Origin of the sequence: Irregularibacter muris (assembly GCF_024622505.1) — a bacterium.
Lineage (GTDB): Bacteria > Bacillota > Clostridia > Eubacteriales > Garciellaceae > Irregularibacter > Irregularibacter muris.
Map to the genome: position 1 here is coordinate 172,926 of NZ_JANKAS010000005.1, position 22,487 is coordinate 195,412.

At 36.2% G+C, this 22,487-nt stretch carries 22 protein-coding genes; 2 read left to right on the top strand and 20 right to left on the bottom strand.

Annotation, left to right across the window (positions count from 1 at the left end; translation table 11 throughout):
- Nucleotides 1–52 precede the first annotated feature (52 nt).
- Complete coding sequence (locus tag NSA47_RS07805; RefSeq protein ID WP_257530662.1) at nucleotides 53–706, bottom strand: redox-sensing transcriptional repressor Rex; 654 nt, start codon at nucleotides 704–706, stop codon at nucleotides 53–55.
- A gap of 194 nt (nucleotides 707–900) precedes the next feature.
- Between NSA47_RS07805 and NSA47_RS07810 the strand changes: the two genes are divergently transcribed.
- The gene (locus NSA47_RS07810) at nucleotides 901–2,841 is read left to right on the top strand and encodes an ABC-F family ATP-binding cassette domain-containing protein (RefSeq protein ID WP_257530663.1); all 1,941 of its coding nucleotides are present in this window, start codon (nucleotides 901–903) and stop codon (nucleotides 2,839–2,841) included.
- A 245-nt stretch (nucleotides 2,842–3,086) separates the two neighbouring features.
- Here NSA47_RS07810 and NSA47_RS07815 read toward each other — a convergent pair whose 3' ends face one another.
- From NSA47_RS07815 to NSA47_RS07870, 12 genes are all read right to left on the bottom strand, one after another.
- On the bottom strand, nucleotides 3,087–3,605 hold the full coding sequence (locus NSA47_RS07815) for a chromate transporter (RefSeq protein WP_257530665.1): 519 nt from the start codon (nucleotides 3,603–3,605) through the stop codon (nucleotides 3,087–3,089).
- Nucleotides 3,602–4,150, bottom strand: coding sequence for a chromate transporter (locus tag NSA47_RS07820; protein WP_257530667.1), 549 nt, complete (start codon nucleotides 4,148–4,150; stop codon nucleotides 3,602–3,604). Before NSA47_RS07820 ends, NSA47_RS07815 begins: the two co-directional genes overlap by 4 nt.
- Nucleotides 4,151–4,184: 34 nt before the next feature.
- Nucleotides 4,185–4,997, bottom strand: coding sequence for a Nif3-like dinuclear metal center hexameric protein (locus NSA47_RS07825; protein ID WP_257530669.1), 813 nt, complete (start codon nucleotides 4,995–4,997; stop codon nucleotides 4,185–4,187).
- Complete coding sequence (locus tag NSA47_RS07830) at nucleotides 4,948–5,982, bottom strand: ABC transporter ATP-binding protein (protein ID WP_257530671.1); 1,035 nt, start codon at nucleotides 5,980–5,982, stop codon at nucleotides 4,948–4,950. The genes NSA47_RS07825 and NSA47_RS07830 overlap by 50 nt, the downstream gene beginning before the upstream one ends.
- 11 nt (nucleotides 5,983–5,993) lie before the next feature.
- On the bottom strand, nucleotides 5,994–6,962 hold the full coding sequence (locus NSA47_RS07835) for an ABC transporter ATP-binding protein (RefSeq protein WP_257530673.1): 969 nt from the start codon (nucleotides 6,960–6,962) through the stop codon (nucleotides 5,994–5,996).
- An 8-nt stretch (nucleotides 6,963–6,970) separates the two neighbouring features.
- Nucleotides 6,971–8,524 (bottom strand): ABC transporter substrate-binding protein, encoded by a 1,554-nt coding sequence (locus tag NSA47_RS07840; protein ID WP_257530675.1) that lies wholly within the window; start codon nucleotides 8,522–8,524, stop codon nucleotides 6,971–6,973.
- A 20-nt stretch (nucleotides 8,525–8,544) separates the two neighbouring features.
- Nucleotides 8,545–9,444 carry an ABC transporter permease gene (locus tag NSA47_RS07845; RefSeq protein WP_257530677.1) on the bottom strand — a complete coding sequence of 300 codons (900 nt, stop codon included), beginning with the start codon at nucleotides 9,442–9,444 and terminating at the stop codon, nucleotides 8,545–8,547.
- Nucleotides 9,445–9,458: 14 nt separating this feature from the next.
- The gene (locus tag NSA47_RS07850) at nucleotides 9,459–10,400 is read right to left on the bottom strand and encodes an ABC transporter permease (RefSeq protein WP_257530679.1); all 942 of its coding nucleotides are present in this window, start codon (nucleotides 10,398–10,400) and stop codon (nucleotides 9,459–9,461) included.
- 375 nt (nucleotides 10,401–10,775) lie between these two features.
- The gene (locus NSA47_RS07855) at nucleotides 10,776–12,824 is read right to left on the bottom strand and encodes a sigma 54-interacting transcriptional regulator (protein WP_257530681.1); all 2,049 of its coding nucleotides are present in this window, start codon (nucleotides 12,822–12,824) and stop codon (nucleotides 10,776–10,778) included.
- A gap of 274 nt (nucleotides 12,825–13,098) precedes the next feature.
- Entirely contained in the window at nucleotides 13,099–13,875 is a 777-nt protein-coding gene (locus tag NSA47_RS07860) for an ABC transporter permease (RefSeq protein ID WP_257530683.1), read from the bottom strand.
- A gap of 127 nt (nucleotides 13,876–14,002) precedes the next feature.
- On the bottom strand, nucleotides 14,003–14,719 hold the full coding sequence (locus tag NSA47_RS07865; protein WP_257530685.1) for an ABC transporter ATP-binding protein: 717 nt from the start codon (nucleotides 14,717–14,719) through the stop codon (nucleotides 14,003–14,005).
- Nucleotides 14,720–15,127: 408 nt separating this feature from the next.
- Nucleotides 15,128–16,096, bottom strand: a complete 969-nt coding sequence (locus NSA47_RS07870; RefSeq protein ID WP_257530687.1) for a D-2-hydroxyacid dehydrogenase — start codon at nucleotides 16,094–16,096, stop codon at nucleotides 15,128–15,130.
- Nucleotides 16,097–16,279: 183 nt separating this feature from the next.
- Here NSA47_RS07870 and NSA47_RS07875 point away from each other — a divergent pair, with 183 nt between their 5' ends.
- Nucleotides 16,280–16,861, top strand: a complete 582-nt coding sequence (locus tag NSA47_RS07875; protein ID WP_257530689.1) for a biotin transporter BioY — start codon at nucleotides 16,280–16,282, stop codon at nucleotides 16,859–16,861.
- 435 nt (nucleotides 16,862–17,296) lie between these two features.
- Here the strand turns inward: NSA47_RS07875 and tsaD are convergent, their stop codons facing one another.
- From tsaD to NSA47_RS07910, 7 genes are all read right to left on the bottom strand, one after another.
- A complete protein-coding gene (tsaD, locus tag NSA47_RS07880; RefSeq protein WP_257530691.1) occupies nucleotides 17,297–18,382 on the bottom strand; it encodes a tRNA (adenosine(37)-N6)-threonylcarbamoyltransferase complex transferase subunit TsaD in 1,086 nt (361 codons plus the stop codon).
- A gap of 158 nt (nucleotides 18,383–18,540) precedes the next feature.
- Nucleotides 18,541–18,711 carry an aspartyl-phosphate phosphatase Spo0E family protein gene (locus NSA47_RS07885; protein WP_257530693.1) on the bottom strand — a complete coding sequence of 57 codons (171 nt, stop codon included), beginning with the start codon at nucleotides 18,709–18,711 and terminating at the stop codon, nucleotides 18,541–18,543.
- Nucleotides 18,712–18,804: 93 nt separating this feature from the next.
- Nucleotides 18,805–19,500: a TIGR01906 family membrane protein gene (locus NSA47_RS07890; protein ID WP_257530695.1), complete on the bottom strand. Its 696-nt coding sequence runs from the start codon at nucleotides 19,498–19,500 to the stop codon at nucleotides 18,805–18,807.
- Nucleotides 19,501–19,511: 11 nt separating this feature from the next.
- On the bottom strand, nucleotides 19,512–19,961 hold the full coding sequence (gene rimI / locus NSA47_RS07895; RefSeq protein ID WP_257530697.1) for a ribosomal protein S18-alanine N-acetyltransferase: 450 nt from the start codon (nucleotides 19,959–19,961) through the stop codon (nucleotides 19,512–19,514).
- Between the two features lie 73 nt (nucleotides 19,962–20,034).
- Nucleotides 20,035–20,730, bottom strand: a complete 696-nt coding sequence (gene tsaB, locus NSA47_RS07900; protein WP_257530699.1) for a tRNA (adenosine(37)-N6)-threonylcarbamoyltransferase complex dimerization subunit type 1 TsaB — start codon at nucleotides 20,728–20,730, stop codon at nucleotides 20,035–20,037.
- Nucleotides 20,731–20,732: 2 nt separating this feature from the next.
- On the bottom strand, nucleotides 20,733–21,206 hold the full coding sequence (gene tsaE / locus NSA47_RS07905; RefSeq protein WP_257530701.1) for a tRNA (adenosine(37)-N6)-threonylcarbamoyltransferase complex ATPase subunit type 1 TsaE: 474 nt from the start codon (nucleotides 21,204–21,206) through the stop codon (nucleotides 20,733–20,735).
- Nucleotides 21,207–21,517: 311 nt separating this feature from the next.
- Nucleotides 21,518–22,414, bottom strand: coding sequence for a dihydrodipicolinate synthase family protein (locus NSA47_RS07910; RefSeq protein ID WP_257530703.1), 897 nt, complete (start codon nucleotides 22,412–22,414; stop codon nucleotides 21,518–21,520).
- Nucleotides 22,415–22,487 lie beyond the last annotated feature (73 nt).

Consider the following 22,487-nt stretch of genomic DNA (forward strand, 5'->3'; position numbering starts at 1 on the left):
GCAATTAAAAAAGTATGGTTCTGAAGGTCAGGACCATACTTTTTTTAAAATATTAATCTTTTTTTTCTAAGATATCTTTTTCATTTAATAAATAAGTAAGAGTATATAAGCTCTCACTTAAGTGAACATGTTCAATCTCCACATTTTCAGGCACTTTCACATCAAAGGGTGCAAAATTCCAAATTCCTTTTACTCCCCCTGCTACTAGCTTATCTGCAATATCCTGAGCATTTTCTAAAGGTACGGCGATGATTCCTATTTCAATATCGTTTTCTCTGACAAAACCTTCTATATTGTCTATATCATGGATTTCTACGTCCCTAATACGCAATCCAATGAGCTTAGGATTAATATCAAACATTCCCTTTAATTCAAAACCCTGTCTCTGGAAGTTTGAATAATTGGCAATTGCTTGCCCTAAGTTACCTGCTCCTACAATAACCGATGAATAGTGTTTATTCAGCCCAAGTATCTTTGCGATCTCATTATGTAATTCTGCCACATTATATCCATATCCCTGTTGCCCAAATCCTCCAAAACAGTTTAAATCCTGTCTTATTTGGGAAGCGGTCAATCCCATAATTCTACTTAATTCCTTTGAGGAAATACGATTTATATCTTTTTTTAGAAGTCCCTCAAGATATCTATAATATTTTGGCAGTCTTCTAATGACAGCCATTGAAACTTTGTGTGATGATCTTTCCATATTGTTCCCCCCCATATTATGACGTGGTTGGTATATTTTTCCATCCATTTTGTTTTTAATAAAACTTTAACGATTTTATTATATCATTTGTTAAAGTTCGTGTCAATTTTTCAGCTTTTTCATTCTATTTATTTATACCCTATTTTTTGATACAATATGAATAATATTTGTGAATATTTCTGGAGGAATTTCCTATGATACTAAGCTGCAAAAATATTAAAAAAAATTATGGAATAAATACAATTTTAGATGATATTAGTTTTCAAATTAATGGGGGTGAACGTATAGCCCTGGTAGGAAGAAATGGAGCCGGTAAATCCACGCTCTTCAAAATCATTGCCGGCGAGCTTGCCCCTGACGAAGGAAGTTGCACTACTCCTCGGAATACCTCTATGGGCTATCTCTCTCAGCACCTTGATTTAAATGAGAAAAATACTCTTTGGGAAGAGATCATGGAGATCTTTGTCCCCCTCATCGCCATGGAAAAACAGCTTCGTCAACTGGAACAAGACATTTCCTCTGCTGGTAAAAATGAAGAAGATGAAAAGATGCACATTCTCATGGAAGAGTATGGACATTTGCAAGAGGATTTTGAAAAACAAAACGGTTATGGCTATCCCAGTCAAATTCGTGGGATATTAAAGGGATTAGGCTTTGAAGAACAAGACTATGACAAACAAATTGTCCAGTTTAGTGGGGGTCAAAAAACCAGGATTGCTCTAGGAAAGCTCCTATTACAAGAGCCTGATATTCTGCTACTAGATGAGCCTACAAATTTTCTAGATTTGGAAACCGTAGAATGGTTAGAGGGATTTTTATCAAGTTATGCCAGCACATTATTTATTATTTCCCATGACCGCTATTTTTTAGATGCCCTTGTCACCCAAGTATTTGAAATTGAAAATCATAAATTATACACCTACAATGGAAACTATTCCCAATACGTAAAAGAAAAGGGAAAAACCCTTGAGGTTCTCTCCCATCAATATGAACAGCAACAAAAAGAAATCAAAAGGCAGGAGGAAATCATTCAACGATTTCGTTCTTTCAACCGAGAAAAGAGCATAAAAAAAGCAGAAAGCCGACAAAAAATGTTAGATAAAATGGAGAGAATAGATTCCCCTGTGACCCAGCTGCCTACCCTTCATCTTACCCTTGAACCCCAAGTAAAGAGTGGTAGAGATGTTCTCAAAGTAGAGGGGCTTTCTAAATCCTTTGGAGAACTTAAACTTTTTTCTGATCTAAACTTTCAGATTTTTATAGGGGATCACATTGGTATCATTGGCCCTAACGGTGTGGGCAAATCTACTCTTTTTAAGATTATTTTGGGAGAATTGACTGGTGATGAAGGAGAGGTTATCCTCGGTTCCCACGTCTATCCAGCCTATTATGATCAATTGCAAACCTCTTTGGATGAAAATAATACCATAATCGAAGAAGTATGGCAGGTAAAACCTACTGCCCTTCAGACAGAGATTAGAAATGTCTTAGGTGCCTTTTTATTCTCAGGGGACGATGTTTTCAAAAGTATTTCCACCCTTTCCGGGGGAGAAAAAAGCAGAGTAGCTTTGGCCAAACTCATGCTATCCCAGGCCAATCTCCTCCTTATGGATGAGCCTACCAATCATATTGATATTGCGACTAAGGAAGTCTTGGAAGATGCCCTCATGCAGTATAAAGGCACTTTATTGGTCATCTCCCATGATCGGTATTTTTTAAATAAGGTGACCAATAAAATCTTTGAAATGAAGGAAGAAAAAATTCAAGAGTATCTAGGGAACTACCAATATTATCTTGAAAAGAAAAAACAACAACAGTTATTACAGGAGGCTCAGGAAATTCAGCCTATAATCAATAAAACCCAATTAAAACAAGAACGAAAAAAAGAACGGGCAAATCAAAAATTACTCAAAGAACAAAGACAAAAAATTAGTGGACTGGAAAAAGAAATTGAATCCTTAGAAGGCCAAATAGAAGATTTTGAATCCCTGATGTGTCAACCAAATTTTTATGAGGATGGGGACAATGCTCTTACAGTAACTAAGGAATATGAAGATGCTAAACTTCGTCTGAAAGAATATATAGCCAATTGGGAAGAAGATATGATAATTCTAGAAGAAATGCAGGAAGGATAAAAATATACATTGGAAAACTATGGAAATTAGGTTAAATTGACTTGCGTTGTGATAGCTGAATGAAAAATTTGTTTTGTGTAGAGGCTTAGGGTTTATTCGTGAAGTAAAAGATAGGCCTAGTCAAGTATTCGAGTGAAACGAGTTTTGACTAGGCCTGTAATGAGCTTACAAACTCTTAGCCTTATAACAGGGACAAATGGGAATCCACCGATCACAACCCTGCTTTTACCGGGCTTAGACTTTTTCTAATATAAGATAAATCCCGCAACCCCTGCACCAATCGTCATTAAAATAGGATCTATTTTATATTTATAAGAAAGTAAAAAAGCTATGGCAAATAGGATCAAACTCTTTATATCAATAAAGGCACCCTCTGCCACAAGAATAGCTGCTGCTGCAACAAGACCTATCGTCGTGGGTCTGAGTCCTAGAAAGGCATTTTCCACATAGGGATTGTTTTGAAACTTAAAAAAGAAGCGGGTGATAATCAACATAATGATCACAGAAGGAGCTATACAGCCAAGGGTCGCTATAGCAGAACCTAGGACTCCTGCTATCTTATATCCCACATAGGTAGACATATTTATAGCAATAGGTCCTGGGGTTACTTGGGATATGGCTACCATATCCACAAATTCTGGAACACTGGTCCATTGATTTATGCTGACCACTTCCTGCTGCATCATGCTCAGCATAGCATATCCCCCTCCAAAGCTAAATAGTCCTATTTTGAAAAAGGTTAGAAATAATTGTATAAAGATCACCTATGCTTCTCTCCTTTCCTTTCCCTCTTATACAGGTTTCCTGCAACAGCAGCTACCATAATGAGAATAACCGGCGTAACATCTAAAAAAGCCACCAACAGAGCAACTACTATGGGGATAAATATGGTCTTTCTATTTAGTTTTTCACTCTTTACCATTCTCACTACAGGAGCCGCAATCAGAGCTACCACAGCTGGTCTTATTCCCTTAAAGACTCTCTCTACTACCACACTATCCTTTATCCCAACAAAAATAGAGGCAATAATCAGTATAATGAGAAAGGATGGCAAAACAGAGCCAAGGACAGTGGCCACTACTCCGGGCATACCAGCAATTTTATAGCCTACAAACACCGAGGTGTTTACCGCCACGGGGCCGGGGGAAGACTGGGCAAGGGCAAGCATATCTAAATATTCATTTCTTTCAATCCATTTCTTTTTGTCTACAATTTCCTTTTCTATAAGGGGCAACATAGCATAGCCTCCACCAATGGTGAAGGCCCCTATTCTAAAAAAGGATAAAAACATCTCTAGGTATTTTTTCATTTATACACCGCCTTAGAATAATCAATAGTCTTGATTATTCAAGTATTCCTTTTATGGTTGTTACCTCTAGTCCCTTCTCCCTTAAAGCTTTTACAAAGGGGTTAATGCCCAAAGAGTCGCTAGCTATATGGCCAGATACAATAAGATTGCCTTTTTTCTCTTTCTTTAGCTTTACATAATCAGCATAGGCGATATGAATATAGACAACAGTATCAATACCATTTTCAAAATAAGTATTGGCCACATCGTATCCTCCATTGGTATAGGTACCATGGGCAATAACGGTTTTCCCTGCCCTATCCTTTTCCTCTCCTATCAACAACTCTACATTAGTCCTTGCTATCTGCATTTCTTTAAAGCTACTTAGAGCTTTTACAACCTCCATAAGAGTCGCATTCCCATTGCTACAAACCTCATCTACCCTTTGTTGCATTAATCGTCGCCCTATTTCATCTAGGGGCTGATGAATATTTAAAAAGGGCATATCTAGCATTTTTGCCACCGAAATCGTGTTCTCATAGTTACTGCTCTGTACAGATATCTTTAGTATACCATATTTTTCTTCTATTGTATTTCTAGCAACTTCTTCTGGTACACCAAATTGCTTCATCACCTTTATGTGATCCTGATAAACTTCATAGGCATTGATGATACTTCCTTGGGGGTGGTGAGCAATCACTGCATCATATCCATTCTCCTTGGCATAATATAGATCCGAACTATCTATATCCACACCAAAGAGTATTTTTTTGATTTCCCCTCCTTCTACATAGATTTCAGAGTCAGCAGGAATATCATCAAACCCTGCCATATCTAAAGCTAGCTGCATAATGTCTCTTGTATTCAAAATTTTTCCTCCTTATATTATGGCAGGCTACCTGATGACCGCCTCCAATGTCTTTTAATGTTGGTTCTATTTCCCTACATGAACTACTCTTTTTAAAACATCGATCATAAAATCTACATCCTGGGGGGATATCAATGGGGCTAGGTACATCCCCTTGTAATTTTATTCTTTCTTTCTTTCCCCTTGGATTAGGGGGCAAAATAGCTGATAATAAGGCATTGGTATAGGGGTGCTCAGGCTTTTTAAATAAATCATCTTTTTTGGCCATTTCAACAATTTTCCCTAGATACATCACAGCAATGTGGTCACTAATATGTTTGACGACCGCTAAATTATGGGCAATAAATAAATAGGTGAGGCCAAACTCATCCTGAATATCCTGCAAAAGATTGATAATCTGGGATTGGATGGACACATCTAGGGCAGAGATAGGTTCATCACATACAATCAATTTAGGGTTACAGGCAAGGGCCCTAGCAATACCAATCCTCTGCCTTTGACCTCCACTAAATTCATTAGGATAGCGGTGGTACACCTTGGCACCTAGTCCCACAGTATCTAGGAGCTTATGAATTCTTTCTTCCCTTTCCTTCCCCTTTGTTAGATGATTCACATCAATAGCTCTCCCTATAATTTCTCCAGCAGTGAGCCTGGGATTGAGGGAGGAATAGGGATCTTGAAAGATGATTTGCATATCCTTTCTTTTTTGCCTTAATTGAGTTTTATGAAGAGCAGTCATATCTTCTCCATTGAATTTTATCCTACCATCCGTTGGCTCAATTAATCTTAATACCGTTCTCCCGGTTGTAGATTTTCCACAACCTGATTCCCCTACTAAACCCAAGGTCTCTCCCTTTGCTATATCAAAGGAAACTCCATCTATGGCCTTTACAACATTTTTTTCTTTAGATAAAAATCCTTTTTTTACTGGAAAGTACTTCTTTAAATCTTTAACTTCCAGCAAAATCTCCCTTGAATTATTCATTGGCTCACCTCCTACTGTGTATATTTATGACATCGTACATATGCATTCTTTATTTTCACTAACTCAGGTTCTATCCTTAGACATTTTTCACTTTTTTCCTTACATCTTTCAGCGAATCTGCAGCCTTTAAAGTCTAGATTTACATTGGGCAGATTCCCTTCTATAGATTTTAACCTCTCCCCCTCCATATCCAGGGTGGGAATAGCGTCTAAAAGTCCTTTGGTATAGGGATGAAGGGGATTGTCAAATAAATCTATGACTGTACCGTATTCCATCACCTTCCCGGCGTACATGACAATAACCTTATCTGCAATATCCGCTACTACCCCTAGATCATGGGTAATGATGAGAACAGACATATGAAATTTTCCCTTTATCTCTTTTACTAGATCTAATATTTGAGCCTGTATGGTCACATCCAAAGCTGTGGTTGGTTCATCGGCAATTAAAAGTTCTGGATGACAAGATAGGGCCATAGCAATCATTACCCTTTGACGCATTCCTCCGCTCATGTTGTGAGGATAATTATTCATCCTTGCTTCTGGCGAAGGGATACCCACCATCTTTAAACTCTCTATGGCTTTTATCCTAGCTTCTTTCTTTCCTACTTTTTGATGAATGACGATGGCTTCCATCATTTGATTGCCAATGGTAAAAAGAGGGTTGAGAGAGGTCATAGGATCTTGAAAAATCATCCCTATTTTTCTGCCCCTAATCTCTCTCATTTCACTTTCCTTCTTAGAAAGCAAATCCTCTCCATTAAATTTTATAGATCCTGACACAATTTTACCCGGTGGATAGGGAACTAGTTTCATGATGGAGCGGGCAGTGACACTTTTGCCACTGCCTGACTCCCCCACAATACCTAAGGTCTCTCCTTTATCTAGAGCAAAACTGACTCCATCCACTGCGGGAATCACTCCATTTGTAGTAAAAAAATGTGTATTTAAGTCTTTTACTTCCAATAGTGTATTTGACATATGATCACCTATTCCATATATGCTTTATTTAATAAGAACTGGTCTGTTGATTCAAGGATTATGCCCTTTAGATTTTTCTTAGTAGCCATGGTTACATTCCCGTGATACATAGGTGCCCAAAGAACTTCATCCGTAAACTTAATATTTGCTTCTCTTAAATAGGCTTCTCTCTGGGTTTGATCTACAGTTTCTCTAGTCTTTAGGATAAGAGCATCTCCTTCAGGGTTATTGTATCCAGTACGGTTGGAAGCTCCAATATTGGCTGAATGGAACTGAGGATATAACAACTCTGCCCCGTCTCCTGTTACATTGGCCCATCCTCCCAGCATCATTTCATGCTTGCCTTCCTTTGTATAAGTTAAATAGGAAGCCCAATCCATTGTGTTTAAAGTAACATTGATACCAATTGCCTTGAGTTGGGCTTGCACAAAGGGGGCTAATTTAGTATAGGTATCGGTATTTCCTACCGTAAGGGAAATATCAAATCCATTGGGATATCCCGCTTCTGCTAATAATTCTTTAGCCTTTTCTACATCATAATCAAAACCATGATCTTCTATTTCTTTGTTGTAGCCAATAAGTTTTGGTCCAATAATTCCCTTGGACTTGTAACCTAGTCCATTTAATGTAGGGATATATTCATCTACATCAATAGCACTGGCAATCGCTTGCCTAACTTTTATATTATTCAGGGGTTCTACCTCTTGATTAAATCCTAAATAAGTAATATAGGTTCCTTCCATTTCAGTGACTGTAATATCGGAGTTGTTCTTTAGTCTATCTAGATGTTCTGCTGGAATTCTGGTTAGCATATCTGCTTCCCCAGTCTCTAACATAGACACAGCTGTAGACATCTCTGGCACCACTTTAAAGACTACACTTTCTAATTTAGGAGTGCCTCCCCAATAATTCTCATTTTTCTCTAAAGTAATCTGATCACCGGCAACCCATTCTTTAAAGATAAAGGGGCCTGTTCCTGCACCGGTTGCATCCCTATTGATATCCCCTGCCTGATCAGCTTTAGGGCTTACAATGGATAGATTGGGATGGGCAAGAGCTGTAAGCATAATTCCATAGGGTGTAGAAGTGTGTAAAACCACCGTATAATCATCTGGTGTTTCTATCTTATCAATAGATTGTATGAGGCTGGCCCTTGGGGAAGCCGTAGCTGGATCAAGAATCTTCTCAAAGGTATATTTTACAGCTTCTGCATTAAAAGGAGTTCCATCTTGAAATTGAATATCTTTCTTTAATTTAATTATCCAAGTGTTTTCATCTGGATTTTCAAATCCTTCTGCCAGTAGCGGTTTTAACTCCCCACTGGCTTCATCCTTTATAAAAAGAGTTTCAAAGATAGCTCTAAAAACATTAGTTGAAGCAGAATCATTGGTAAGTATAGGAGATAATCCTACAGCATCTGTAGCTGAGACAAAGGTCATCTTGTGATCAGCTGTTTTCCCTGAGGTTTCATCAGCCTTTGATCCGCAACCAGTAAACAAAGCTATCCCCATAGAGAGCAATAATAAATAAATGGTTATTTTCCCTAATAATTTTTTCTTCAATTTCCTTCCTCCTCATTTTTCTAGACATTTTTAAGATTTGGGTCCATAGCATCCCTTAGTCCATCTCCAAGAGAGTTAAATCCATAAACAATAAGTATAATGGCAAAGCCTGGCAGCAAGGTTAAATGGGGGGCCTCAAAAATAAATGTTCTCCCGGTAGAGGCCATGGCTCCCCATTCAGCCGAAGGGGGTTGTGCTCCCAGACCAAGAAAGCTTAAAGTTGACGCTGAAAGAATAGCTGTTGCCAATCTCATAGTAGAATAAACAATAATTTCTGACATGCAATTGGGAAGAATCTCCCTAAATAAAATCATGGTATCAGATTGGCCTAAGGCTCTAGCCGCTGTAATATAATCCATCTCCTTTGTAGAAAGAACTGTGCTTCTTACTACCCTAGCTATGGTGGGAATGGACCATATGCCCACAGCAAGAATGACATTTTGAATCCCTGTACCCAATATTGTGACAATCGCAAGGGCCAAAAGTACTCCCGGAAAGGCCAGCAGGACATCAATAATGCCCATGATTACCCCGTCAAGTTTGGCGTAGTAACCCGATAAAAGTCCTAACAAAACACCAAAGGCCAATCCAAAGCCTACCGAACAAAATCCTACCATTAGGGACAATCTTGCTCCATAGACCAATCTGCTTAACATATCTCTGCCATACTCGTCTGTTCCCAATAAATGTCCTTGAGAACCTATTTTCACAAGCCTATTTCCCATGCTTTGTTCATAGGGGTCATAGGGGGATACTAAAGGAGCAAATATGGCTACTAGCATGATAAAAACCACAATCCCTAAACCTATAACCGCTATTTTATTTCTTTTAAATCTTCTCCAGGTCTCTTTTATTTTACTGCTTTTCTTTGTCTTCCTCTCTGCAGAAGTATGCCCTAGGGCACCAACCATCTCAGGCATAATCAACACCTCCTCTAGCTATATTGAATTCTTGGATCTATGGCTGCATATAAAATATCTACAATCAAATTGATGATTATAAAAGTCGTGGCTACCACTAGTACTGTTCCCTGTACCATAGGGAAATCCCTGGCACTAATAGCCTGTAACATGAGTCTGCCTATGCCGTTTATGGCAAATACAGATTCCACAACTACCGCCCCCCCTAAAAGGCTTCCAAAATTTAGTCCCACTATGGTGATAATAGGAATGAGTGCATTTTTAAGCGCATGTTTAAGAATAACTATCCTTTCCTTTACTCCCTTGGCTCTAGCTGTTTGAATATAATCTTGATGAATAATTTCTAGCATAGAGGAACGGGTCATTCTAGAAGTCATGGCTGCTGAACCAAAGCCTAGGGTTACAGCTGGTAAAATCAAACTAGAAAATCCTTCCTTTGTCCAAATCATTCCATTAAACCCTGAAATAGGTAGCCACTTTAATTTCATACTAAAAATAATCATAAATAAAAGTCCTATCCAAAAACTTGGAGCCGATATGCCCAAGGTGGAAATACCCATACTCAACCGATCAAAGAAAGAATTTCTCTTGGCTGAGGCAACAATCCCTGTTCCTACACCCACAATAGTGGCTACTAATGCACTGAATAATGCAAGGCTAAAGGTGTTGGCATATCTTGTGGAAATAGCCTCGGCTACCGACTGACCTGTCTGATAAGAATAGCCCAGATCTCCTTTTAAAACTCCGCCCATATACCTGAGGTATTGAACATAGGCTGGTTGATCTAGCCCAAGTTTAACAGCAATATTGTGAATCTCTTCTGGGGTTGCCGTAGGGCCAGCAACAACTTCTGCTGCATTGCCAGGTATAAGGTAAATCATTAAAAATACAGCGATAGAAACTCCAAATAATACCGGGATCAGTTTAAATAGTCTTTTGATCATATATTTTGTCATTCTCTTTTTGTCCTCCTTTCCAAAATCAATCTGTTCTGTTAGAGAATTGTCAAAAACACTTTTACATTTATCCCATGAAAGGGATAGGATTCATGATTTTTTATTCCATAGGGATTTGTATACAAGATATATTAAGCAATATTTGTGCCAAGATTTTTAAAAACAACTTTTTTTCACAAATATCCTCTAAATCTCTTAGAAAATCTTCTGAAAATTCTATAATTTTACATCGCAAAGGATTACATATTTATAAATTTTACCTAAATATTATTCATTGGTTTCTTTGCTTTCGAAGCAAATACATTTTCATTGCCCTAAAAAAGGGTTATTGGGGTATATTTGGTTGGTTCCAACCAAATATACCCCAATAACCCCCTAATTTTTGCATTCATTTTCTTTTAAAAATATTTTTCCCTTTTCATTTATTCGTGTGCCTTGTTTTGTTTTGCCTATATCAACCAACCCAAGTTCTTCTAATTTATTCAATTTCGTTCGAATTTGTTCTGTAGAAAAATTCAAACCTTTTGTTTTTAAAATCTCTGTAATTTTATTTCTTCCGATCTTCAGATCTAATCTATTGGCCCTTTCCAGTATCTTTAATATTTCAATATAAACATCCATTTTCTCTACAAAAAATAGGTTTTTAGAGGCATGTTCCCCCTCCCATTGAGGGAGTTCGTTAAAGGGAGTAAGTTGTGCTATCAATTCCTCGGGCAAATCCCTTAGGGTTACTCTTTGTTTTTCTACAATACTGTCTAAATAGTAGATTAGATTTTCCAGTTCACGAATATTCCCTGGCCATGAATAATGATTGAAGGCTTGTATGACTTCGTCACTAAGATATTTATTGCTATTTAATTTCTCAAAAAAATACTGAGCAAGTGAAGGGATATCTTCTATTCTTTCTCTTAGGGTAGGGACTTTAAAATGTAATACTTTTAGTCTGTAGTATAGATCTTTTCGAAATTTACCCTTTAATACTAAATCATAAAGATCTTGATTGGTGGCGGCAATAACTCGAACGTCGATAGGAATAATTTTAGAGCCCCCTACTCTTATAATGCTCTTTTCCTGTAGTACCCGTAATAAGCTCATTTGAATTTTAGAAGAGGCATCTCCTATTTCATCAATAAATATAGTCCCTCCATGGGCTTGTTCAAAAAATCCTGCCTTTCCCCTCTTGGCAGCTCCTGTAAAAGAACCTCCCTCATAACCAAAAAGCTCACTTTCCACAAGGTTTTCTGATAGGGCAGCCATATTTACCGCTACAAAGGTTTCATTTTTTCTTTTGGAACAATTGTGGATGCCATTGGCAAAAATCTCTTTTCCTGTGCCATCTTCTCCTTGGATAAGTACAGTTAAATCTTTACTGGCAATTTTCTTGGCCAGTGCGATTTTATTTTGTAATTCTTCACTATTTCCCACTAAATCCTTAAAATCATATTTTGCAATAAAGCCTTTATCCACTAACTTCTTTCTTACTTCCTTCTCTAGGTTCTGGATATAAAGTAGCTCTTGTATGCCAATGACATGACCCCTTAACTTATTTCCTTGATAAAGTAGCCTTTTATTTAATATAATCTCCTTTCTGTGGATATTCACGATTTCATGATTTCTGTCCTGTACATCCAGCAGGATATCAATAATACTTTCATCTTCTATTAAATCCATAATATTTCTAAAGATAAGTCGCCTGCCCTTATATCCTATTAATTCGGCGAATTTATGATTATAGAAAAATATACTCCCCTCTGTGTCCAAGGCAGCAATGCCATCATTAGAAACCTGAAACATAGCCTTTAACATATTATTCATTTCATTGTGATAGGCATTTAGATGAATCATTTCTTTACTGTATTTTTCAGATAAAATATGCAATTCTTTGGTAGGCAAGTCTAATTTTAAAAAAATTTCTATAATGGAAGAAGTATCTATCACCCTCAGACCAATATCAATAATTCTTTTTACCCCCTGGGGAACTAAATGTTTTCCCCCTGCCGTCACTGCAATATCATAAACAGGACCATTGTAGCCAGGGTAATGGGGAACAAATTCTACATGCTCAATCCCCAACTCCTTTAAGAGTTTTATGGTTTCCTGGGCTATAGAGGGAAGATTACTCACCAATAAAACCTTTTCCTCACGGTCAAGACTAAAAAGTTCCAATACATTCATTACATTTATGGTTCTTTTGACCGATACCAAGGGCACTTCTTGATTGATTTTGGCCCGCACGCTTTTTTCAATAAGTTCACTGGAACAAACAATCAGATCCATCCCCTCTGTATCTATGACATCGCAGTCATGTAAAAGCACAGGGACGACCTCTACTTGGTCTCCAAAGGCCTCCCTTAGCTGCTGGCTTAAAACAATGTTTGCATGAAAATCCACAGTTACCATTGCCATTTTTTTCTTCTCTCTCATATCCATCACCTTTTATCCATTCCATAAATATTCAGAATATTAATTAAATATTGTATCATAATGGGGGATCAGGGACAATAAATAAAAAACAGAGGACGATTAAAGAAAAGCTAACCGTTTTTCTTTAATCGTCCTCTGTTTCCTTTGGGATTGTTTATGGGAATTGATATTGTCCTAAAAGGGTATGGAAAATGCTCTAAAAATAAATTTCTTCCGATTCTATTTTTCTTCTATAAGATCTATTTAGATGGCCCCATAGATTGTGAATAAACTTTCAATAGGCACTAATCAATCCTTCTTTCTTGCTCAATTTCTCGAAATAGTTAAACGTAATGATTCCTATGATAACCCATGCTAGAGACGTTGAAAATAATTGGACGTATTCTAATGTAGGTATAGCTTGATTGCTAATCGCCTTCCTGATGAGATCATTCCCTATTGTTAAAGGAATAAGTTTTGTTACACTTATGCTATTGGATGCCATGGATATGGTATTGGAAATAAAAAGTAATATGATCTGTAGGATAAAAATTATCTGTCCTAATTTTTTTACTTTTAAAGTAATTCCTCCAAAAATCAAGCCTATACCATACATCCCCATTACGGTTATAAAAAATATGATAATGCTCTGAAGATTTATGATTAGAGGAACATCAAAAATAAAAATAGAGATGGCCAATATGATAGCGATTTCTAAGAACTGAACAAGCAATGATGAGATAAGTTGCCCTAAAATTAAGGTATACATAGGTATTATAGAGGTGAATTTTTGCTCTAATGTCCCTGTAGATGCTTCAGTCTGTATATTGGAGCTTATTGTATTTATGGCCATTATTGAAAAAGTCCATAAGATATATCCTACCAGTAATAGTTCTTTCGATTGAGCTTCTAAACCATAATAGATTCCTAAGCTTTCTCCTGCATCCATAAATAATAGACTAATATATAAAATAGCTATTGTTATTATTTCACTTATAAAACTAGTTTTATAAGACCATGATAGTTCTAAATCTAATTTTATTTCAGCGAATAGCCCATTTAAATATTTCAATAATACTCATCTCCTCTTCTTATTTTCATATGCTGTTATAAATAAACAAGTGGAAATCTTAATAAAAAGTACATGTTCCTTTTATTACAACTTCGTATTTTTTATTAAGAAATGAAATTGCTTCTCTTTATGAAGACACAATTTTTAAATACTCTTCTTCAATTAGAGTATTGGTAATATTATCGTTAATTAGAATTTTTTTCACTTCTCCACTATGAATAATCATAACCCTATCGACTATTTTTCTAATAAAATCTGAATCATGAGAGGCTATTAAAATTGTAGTATTTAACTGTTTCTTTATTTTCTCCAGCATTTTTATTAGCATATCTTTAGAATCGATATCTAATCCATTAGAGGGTTCATCCAGTATTAATATCCTTGGTTCCAATAGAATACTTGATACTATGGCAACCTTTTGTTTTTGCCCTAAGGATAGAGTATTTACTTGTCGATTGAGAATTTCATCTATACCAAATAGTTTGCTATATTTGTCAATGTTTTCATTTACTTCTATTGCTTTTTTTCCCTTCAATGCAGCAAAATAATGAAAATTACTTCTTACAGTGGCTCTCCAATATAAGTTTCGAGCACCTTCTAGCACAACTGCTACGTCTTTCATATACATATTCTTGGTCAATAGAATATTTTCATCCTGTATATAAATCTCACCGCTATCCGGAAGAATAAGACCGGTCAAACATTTTATTAAGGTGGTCTTTCCCGCTCCGTTAGGCCCTAATAAGCAAACAACTTCATTATCTTGAATATCCACTGTCAATGAATTCAATGCTAAAACTTTTGATTTTTTATACCTTTTGGTAACATTTTTAAATTGAATCATAAAATCCACCTCTTTATCATGGAATATAAATCATTCTTTGAAGTTCTTAAAGCTTTTTCAAATCCTGAGCTTTTATAGATACACCCTTTTAAAGGATAAGATAGTAACAACTATATGAAAAGTTTTAGGAATTTTTGTGACTTCTATGATATGGATATCTTCATGAAAACCATTGGTTTCCACAAAAAAGCGGCTATAGCCGCTCTGGTGATATAGGAGTCCCGCAGGACTCTAACTTTTCCTATTATCTGGTTCAGTGTTTTATTTTTGTGATAATCCTAAAGGTATCTATTCCATAAGTATTCAGAATATTTATTAAATATTATACCATAATTGGAGGGAATAAAGGAATATGGATAAATGAAAATTTAACTTCTCCAAGGGTATAATGCTAGGGTAAGATCAACTTCAATACCCCTTCTTAGGATCTACAACATTCATCATTTTTTCCTTCTCTATTCCATCCCTATTCTTTATATATATTTCTAAATTATATTTAAAAATATCATTGGACCTTTTGATATAATCGGGAAATAATCCTGCGGTATGGGGAGTAATTACTATATTTTCTAAAGACCATAGAGGGTGATCCTTGGGAAGAGGTTCTTCTTCAAATACATCCAAGGCTGCCCCTGCAATGATATTTTCCTCTATAGCCCACATTAAATCTGGAGTATTCACTACTTCTCCTCGAGCAATATTGACAAAGTATCCATTCCTTTTCATGGCCTTAAAGGCATCTTTGTCCATAATATGCTTTGTTTCCAGGGTCAAGGGTAAAACCATGATGACATAGTCACTTAAGCTTAATACTTGATGAAATTTTTCTAAGGAATACATTTCATCCATATATTCTGTATCTTTAGGGGTTTTCCGTACTCCAATGGTCCTCATATCAAAGGCCTTGGCCTTACGGGCAATTTCTTGTCCAATAGCTCCTGTTCCAATAATGCCCATCCTTTTACCGTATAAACTTCCAGGTTTGATCTGTCTATCCCAGACATTATTTTTTTGTTGCTCCTGCTGCTGTATTAATTTTCTTTCATGGGATAATACATAGGCAAATACCTGTTCTGCTATACAATGCCTATGTATTCCCCGTACATTGGTAACAAAAATATTTCTATTCTGCACTTCTGTCCAAGGTAGTTTATCTACCCCTGCACTATAGACCGCAATCCATTTTAAATTTTTGGCTAGATCTATATGTTCTTTTTTCACGTTCATACCGTAAGTAACCCAAATATCTATTGCTGGCAGTAGATCTTCTACAGATTCCTCTGAATTTCTCCTTATAAATTCTACATTGGGAAAATCCTTCTCTAACTCCTTCAACTGCTCCTCCCTTATGGGCACATGAAATAATACCTTAGTCATAAAATACCTCCTTTTTTCTCCTTACCCTTTTTTACCCCTTATTTTGGGATTTATGCAAAATATACAAAGACCTTATGACTTTTACGTAAACTTTTATATCTAAATAGGTTGACTATACTTTTTCTTCTTTATATAATGGTTTGGTAAACCAAATAAATTAAAATGTTAACTAAGGAGGATATGATGAAAATTAAAGAAATGGTATTAGTTGGAATGTTCGCAGCACTACTGGCAATAATCTCTCCCCTGCAGATTATTGTGCCCTTTTCCCCTGTTCCCATTACCTTGCAAGTTATTGGAATTACCTTAGCAGCTACTATTTTAGGTAGTCGATTGGGCACTCTATCAGTTGTGATGTATATTTTATTGGGTATAGTAGGATTACCAGTCTTTGCAGGTTTTACCAGCGGTATTCCTAAATTAATTGGTCCTACAGGAGGCTTTATTACAGGTTTTATTCTTTCAGCTTTTATTATGGGAAAATTAATAGAACTGAAGAAAGATGTCCATATTTTTTATATGTTTTTTATCAATATTATTGGATTGATCATTGTCTATAGTATTGGGGCAATACAACTTTCAATTGTTTATACCCACTCTATTTCAAAAGCCTTGGCAGCAGGGGTCATTCCCTTTATTATTCCTGATTTGATCAAATTGGTATTTTGCTCTATTGTCACTATACAGGTTAGAAAGGTCTTAGAAAAAAGTGGATACCTCATGGGCAATAAAAGTCTAAAGGCTAACCCAAAAGATCATGCCTAAGGATATCGACAATATCTGCACCTACTTCCTCTGAAAAAAGCTCAAATTTTGTCATCAGGAGATTAAGATCTTAAATAAAGCACTGTAAACTCCTGATGCCACCATCATTAATCGGTTGACCATAAATTATTACAAAATCCACTATTTTTTTTATTTATTTTGTCTAACTTCGTTTAGTTAAAAGTTTTGTACAGGCTGTCCACACATTATCCACAGTGTCCACAGAGTTATCCACAGCTTTTTCGTAATAAAATTGGGGATACTCTTGGCATTTCTAAAAACTTGTCCACAATGTCCACATAAATTCTCCTATGGACACTCCACAGGTTGATAAAATAATAATTTTCCTTTTTAAAATTGTTTTAAAATGTTTTTGTTTACATAAATGCCAAAATAAATAGAAGGTAGATTTTCACACCTACCTTCTATCCCTTCCTATCCAATATTCTTTTTTAAGATTAATGGTAAATTAGGTACTGCATTTAAATAAAGATCTTTAAGATTGCCTTGTCTATATTGATAGTAACCGGCAGCTCCTATCATGGCTGCATTGTCTGTACATAAAATAGGTGAGGGATAACCTAGCTCTAACCCATTTTTTCCTGCTAAGTCCTTCATCGCCCGCCTTAAAGCACTATTGGCAGCTACTCCCCCCGCAAGGCATACCTTATCCACCTTTTTCTCTAGGGCAGCTTTAATGGTCTTGTTGGCCAATACTTCTACCACAGCCTGTTGGAAACTTGCCGCTACATCCTCTACCACAATTTCTTTGCCCTTCATTTTACAGCTATTTAAATAATTAAGCACAGAGGATTTAAGTCCACTAAAGCTAAAATCATAGCTATCCCCTTCCAAATAAGACCTGGGAAATTCTATGGCATGGGAATTTCCTTCTTTGGCTTTCTGATCAATCAATGGTCCACCAGGATAACCTAGTTTTAAGGCTCTTGCTATCTTATCAAAGGCTTCTCCCGCTGCATCATCCCTAGTTCTTCCTAAGACTTCATATTCCCCATAATCTTTTACGTAAACTAGATGGCTGTGCCCTCCCGATGCCACTAAGCAAACAAAGGGTGGCTCCAGATGGGGATCTTCTATATAATTGGCTGCAATATGTCCATCAATATGATGTACTCCTATGAGGGGGATATGTAAACCATAGGCTATCGCTTTCGCTGTGGATAGCCCCACCAATAAGGCTCCCACCAGCCCTGGACCATAGGTTACGGCAATGCCATCTAAGTCTTCATAGGAAACCTTTGATTCTTCTAAGGCCGCTTCAATAATATGAGGAATCTTTTCAAGATGATTTCGGGATGCCACCTCGGGTACCACTCCCCCAAATTGTTGGTGGATATCTATTTGAGAATATATTTGATTGGATAAAACTTCTCGTCCATTTTTTACTATAGCAACAGAGGTTTCATCACAGGAGGTTTCAATAGCCATTAGTATAATCTCTTTATCCCGATTTTTATTTTCTTCTATAGTATCTTTCATTTCTCCTATGGAATATTTCATGAACTTCTCTCCCTTTTCCTTATATTCTAATTTCTTTGCACAAAAATTCAATTTTTATAAAAAACAATAAAGCGGCTAACGCCGCCTTTGTGAAATAGAAAAGTTTGCTTCCTAACAAGTATGTCCAACTTTTCTGTTTCAAAATAAAGGGTGTCCCTTTATTTTTTATATTTTCTTTGATAATATTCATCTATTAATGTATCTAACTGTTGGCTCATAGTAATAAGTTCGGAGGTAACTTGTCCATCATAGTTCTTCATTAATTCATTTAGCTTTTCTTTCAGTCCATTAATCCTCTTTTCAAATGGTAGCTTTTCGTCTTTATACAAAATTCCTCCCCCTTTATTTAGGATTTATATAGTATATACCACGGTTCTCCATGGTTAAACAGGCCTATTGCAAACATAACCCCTAAGTTATGTTTAATGGAATTTTGTCCTTTTATTTATTTTTCTTAGATAAAAACCACTAAGGGCTATACAACTGCCCATAGCAAGGAAAAAATATATAGCGATTCTCCCTGCTATATTTATGAAAAATTCTAGGGGAACCAAATTGATCAGGATACTTTGCCCCGGATCTAGACGCCAAAGATCATTGGAAAAGAATATATAATGAAACATATCAAAATATCTAGAAAAATCCGTGGTAATAATAAGACCCATTAAAAGGATTGTTCCCAGGGCAATAACCCCTGAGAGAAATACTCCCCTAGCAAAAGTTTTTTTATCTTTTTTTATGAGCAATAAATAAAGTGCGGCTAGAAGAACGATAATAGCACAGGTATTTCGTAAACTAAAACCTTGTAAAAAGAGTTTTTGCACATCCACCATATGTAATTGGTCTCTTTCATCGAAAATCAATTGCTGATTTCCCCTTACCTCTCCATGGATAATCAAATCCTCCCGTTTTCCCTTTAAATAATCCAGCATTTCCTCGGTAATATCCATTAATTCAACCTTTTCTATACCGGTATTTTCCATAACTTGGTGTTTCTCATATTCATTCCAATAAAAACTTCTATTAAAAGTTGCGATTTCCACACAGGTCAGTAATATCACTATAGGCAAAGTAATGATGATTAATCCTAGGGAAATTTTATTCAATATTTTATTCATAGTTTCCCCCTTTATACCCCTTTTTTCCACATGACTAGGGCATCCTCTCCATCATCCTCATAATAGCCCTTTCTCCTGCCTACCACTTCAAAACCATATTTATAATAGAGTTGTATAGCAGGATAATTACTGGGGCGTACTTCCAGAGTTAATTGAAAAATCCCTTCTCTTTCAGCTACTTCTATTAATGCTCTTAGCAATAAATCCCCTATTCCTTGCCCCCTATAATCAGGATGAACAGCTATATTGGTAATATGGGCCTCGTCCATAATGAGCCACATACCCCCAAAGGCTATAACTTCATCTCCATGGGTAATGATCCTATACCTAGCCAATTGATTATATTCTATTTCTTGGATAAGGGCTTTCTCAGACCATGGATTGGGGAAGCATAGTTTTTCAATATTCATTACCTCTTCAATATGTTCTATGGTCATGAGCATAATTTTTATATCTTCCATCACTTTACCTACTTTCTACTTTTCTCCTCATTCTCCATGGAAAGCTCCCCTTTTCTCTTGGACCATCTACCTTCTATCTATTGTGCAAATTCTGTTCTGCTTGAGATTTTCTGAGGTATTGGGGGCTAATGTCTTTGAAATGTTGAGCTTTTCCTTCTTGCACTCTCTGCAAGGCAAGACTGCCAATGGAAGATGCCCTGGGCATTCTCACTGGAGGAGGGGCTATCATTATTTTTCCCTGTAGATTTTCTTGAAATAAGGCTCCAAATTTGGCCACACCATCACCCACAAGGATTATAGGTTTTTCTCGATCCTTTAATTTTTCAATCCATTCTTCTGCTCCTATGGCTTGATCTTTTTCAAGGGCAATCAATTCTTTATTCTTCCATTGATAAAGACCCGTATAGATCTGATTTCTTTGAGCATCTAGTATGGGACAAATACTCCCTTGGCTAAAGGGGAGATTGTAGGCTAATGCCTCTAGGGTGGATATGCCCACCATAGGTTTATCTGCTACCTGGGCCAAAGCCTTAGCTGTAGCCATCCCTATACGAAGACCCGTAAAGGAACCTGGGCCTATACATACCCCAAAGGCATCTATTTCTTTTATTTCTACTTCCACTTCTTCCAATAAATTTTGAATAATGGGCATTAGTTTTTCCGAATGATTTTTCTTATGATTAATGATCATCTCACCAATCACTCTATCTTCATCCACTAGGGCTGCAGTAGCCACAATAGATGAGGTGTCTAGGGCCAATACTTTCATTTTTACAACTCCTCTATTTGTTTTTCATAGGACTTTCCCTGGGCTGTTAGCTTTAGAATTCTTTGATCTTCCTTTTCACCCTTATCTATAGAAATCCATAAATATTCTTTAGGTAGGCTCTCCAAAATCTGGGAAGGCCATTCAATAATCACTACACCCTGTCCATAAAGATATTCATCAAAGCCTATTTCATCCAGCTCTTCTACATCTTCTATTCGAAAGACATCAAAATGATAAACCGGTATATCTCCGTAATATTCATTAACTAGGGTATAAGTAGGACTGGTGACATAATCTTCTATACCTATACCTTTTACAATGCCCTGGGTAAGGGCGGTTTTTCCTGCTCCCATTTCTCCTGAAAGGCAAATCACAGTGCCGGGTAAGGACTTTTCTCCTATCCTTTGTCCTAATTCAAAGGTTTGCTGTGGACTATATGTAATAAATTCTTTCAATTCTTTCATCCTTTTCTTCATATGCTATTTTATATTATATAATGTCTCCTTAATCCTTACAAGAATGTAGTTTTTTTGTAGCCCTCCCTATTTTCCATTTTTAGGAGAATATCGGTGTACTTTTGCATAAAAATGAGACAATAGATATCTCGCTGGTAAAATACTAAAGGATATTTGACCGGGGATATCTATTGTCCCACTATACTTTTGTACTGATTTTTTATGGAATAGCTACCAAAGGTAAAAATCCATAGTTTTTCTTTCATTGGCTATCCTGTATCTATACTTTGCTTGTATCTTTTATACAGAATAATTATATGGGGCATTGAAACTTAGCAAAGAATCTCTAACTCTTCCATTAGGGATTTAATTTTTGAAGATTGTTCTTGATTAACTTGTGCAAGAGGAAGTATGCAATAATCTTTTATTTCCACTCCCCTTAGCATCACAGCCTTTTTGAGAGTAGAAACAAAAGGATTGGCTATGTCATAGATTGCCATCATTTTATTAATAAACTTTTGCATTTTTTCCACTTCATGAAATTCTTTTTTATTAATGGCTTCAACCCATTTTGCACAAATCTCTGGAATGATATTGGATAAACCACCTATAGCTCCTGCACCACCACTTAAAACATTATGGGCAAAATTTTCATCATAACTTGAATAAATTTCAAACTCAGGAAAGTCTTTGGTTATTTTATTAATAAGTTCCCTAGTATGATTCATTTCTGTTACGGTATCCTTATATCCTATAATATTACTATGTTTGTTTAATAGGTTTAGGGTTATTTCTGGAGTAATATTATATCCTGTTATTGCTGGAAAGTTATACATATATATTTTTGCCTTAGTGTTTTTGGCTACTTCATCATAAAATAACTGGATATCTTTTTCAGCTAATTTGAAATAATAGGGGCTTATCACCATAACTGCATCTGCCCCTAAATCATATACATAATTTGAGAGTTCTATGGTTTCTTTAACTAACATTCCTCCCGTTCCTACAATTACTTTTGTTCTATTATGAATATGTTCTATGGCCAGTTGTGCTAATTCTTTTTTCTGCTCTAGATTCATTGCAAAGAATTCCCCAATGCTACCCATTACAACGATTCCATCGCTATTGTTTTTAATTAAATGATCATACATGTTTTTATTTGCTTGATGATCAATATTCCCTTCTTTATCAAATGCTGTAATTACTGGTGTTAACCATTTTGCCCTCATCATTTGACACTCCTTCTATCTTTATTGGATTGTAACCTCTATTTCTACTTATAATAAATATCAGATGGTTGCC

Coding starts and splice junctions, on each gene's coding strand:
- NSA47_RS07805 (WP_257530662.1), bottom strand. CDS start 706: ATGGAAAGATCATCACACAAAGTTTCAATGGCTGTCATTAGAAGACTG.
- NSA47_RS07810 (WP_257530663.1), top strand. CDS start 901: ATGATACTAAGCTGCAAAAATATTAAAAAAAATTATGGAATAAATACA.
- NSA47_RS07820 (WP_257530667.1), bottom strand. CDS start 4,150: ATGAAAAAATACCTAGAGATGTTTTTATCCTTTTTTAGAATAGGGGCC.
- NSA47_RS07830 (WP_257530671.1), bottom strand. CDS start 5,982: ATGAATAATTCAAGGGAGATTTTGCTGGAAGTTAAAGATTTAAAGAAG.
- NSA47_RS07835 (WP_257530673.1), bottom strand. CDS start 6,962: ATGTCAAATACACTATTGGAAGTAAAAGACTTAAATACACATTTTTTT.
- NSA47_RS07845 (WP_257530677.1), bottom strand. CDS start 9,444: ATGCCTGAGATGGTTGGTGCCCTAGGGCATACTTCTGCAGAGAGGAAG.
- NSA47_RS07850 (WP_257530679.1), bottom strand. CDS start 10,400: ATGACAAAATATATGATCAAAAGACTATTTAAACTGATCCCGGTATTA.
- NSA47_RS07855 (WP_257530681.1), bottom strand. CDS start 12,824: ATGAGAGAGAAGAAAAAAATGGCAATGGTAACTGTGGATTTTCATGCA.
- NSA47_RS07865 (WP_257530685.1), bottom strand. CDS start 14,719: ATGATTCAATTTAAAAATGTTACCAAAAGGTATAAAAAATCAAAAGTT.
- NSA47_RS07870 (WP_257530687.1), bottom strand. CDS start 16,096: ATGACTAAGGTATTATTTCATGTGCCCATAAGGGAGGAGCAGTTGAAG.
- NSA47_RS07875 (WP_257530689.1), top strand. CDS start 16,280: ATGAAAATTAAAGAAATGGTATTAGTTGGAATGTTCGCAGCACTACTG.
- tsaD (WP_257530691.1), bottom strand. CDS start 18,382: ATGAAATATTCCATAGGAGAAATGAAAGATACTATAGAAGAAAATAAA.
- NSA47_RS07890 (WP_257530695.1), bottom strand. CDS start 19,500: ATGAATAAAATATTGAATAAAATTTCCCTAGGATTAATCATCATTACT.
- rimI (WP_257530697.1), bottom strand. CDS start 19,961: ATGGAAGATATAAAAATTATGCTCATGACCATAGAACATATTGAAGAG.
- tsaB (WP_257530699.1), bottom strand. CDS start 20,730: ATGAAAGTATTGGCCCTAGACACCTCATCTATTGTGGCTACTGCAGCC.
- tsaE (WP_257530701.1), bottom strand. CDS start 21,206: ATGAAGAAAAGGATGAAAGAATTGAAAGAATTTATTACATATAGTCCA.
- NSA47_RS07910 (WP_257530703.1), bottom strand. CDS start 22,414: ATGAGGGCAAAATGGTTAACACCAGTAATTACAGCATTTGATAAAGAA.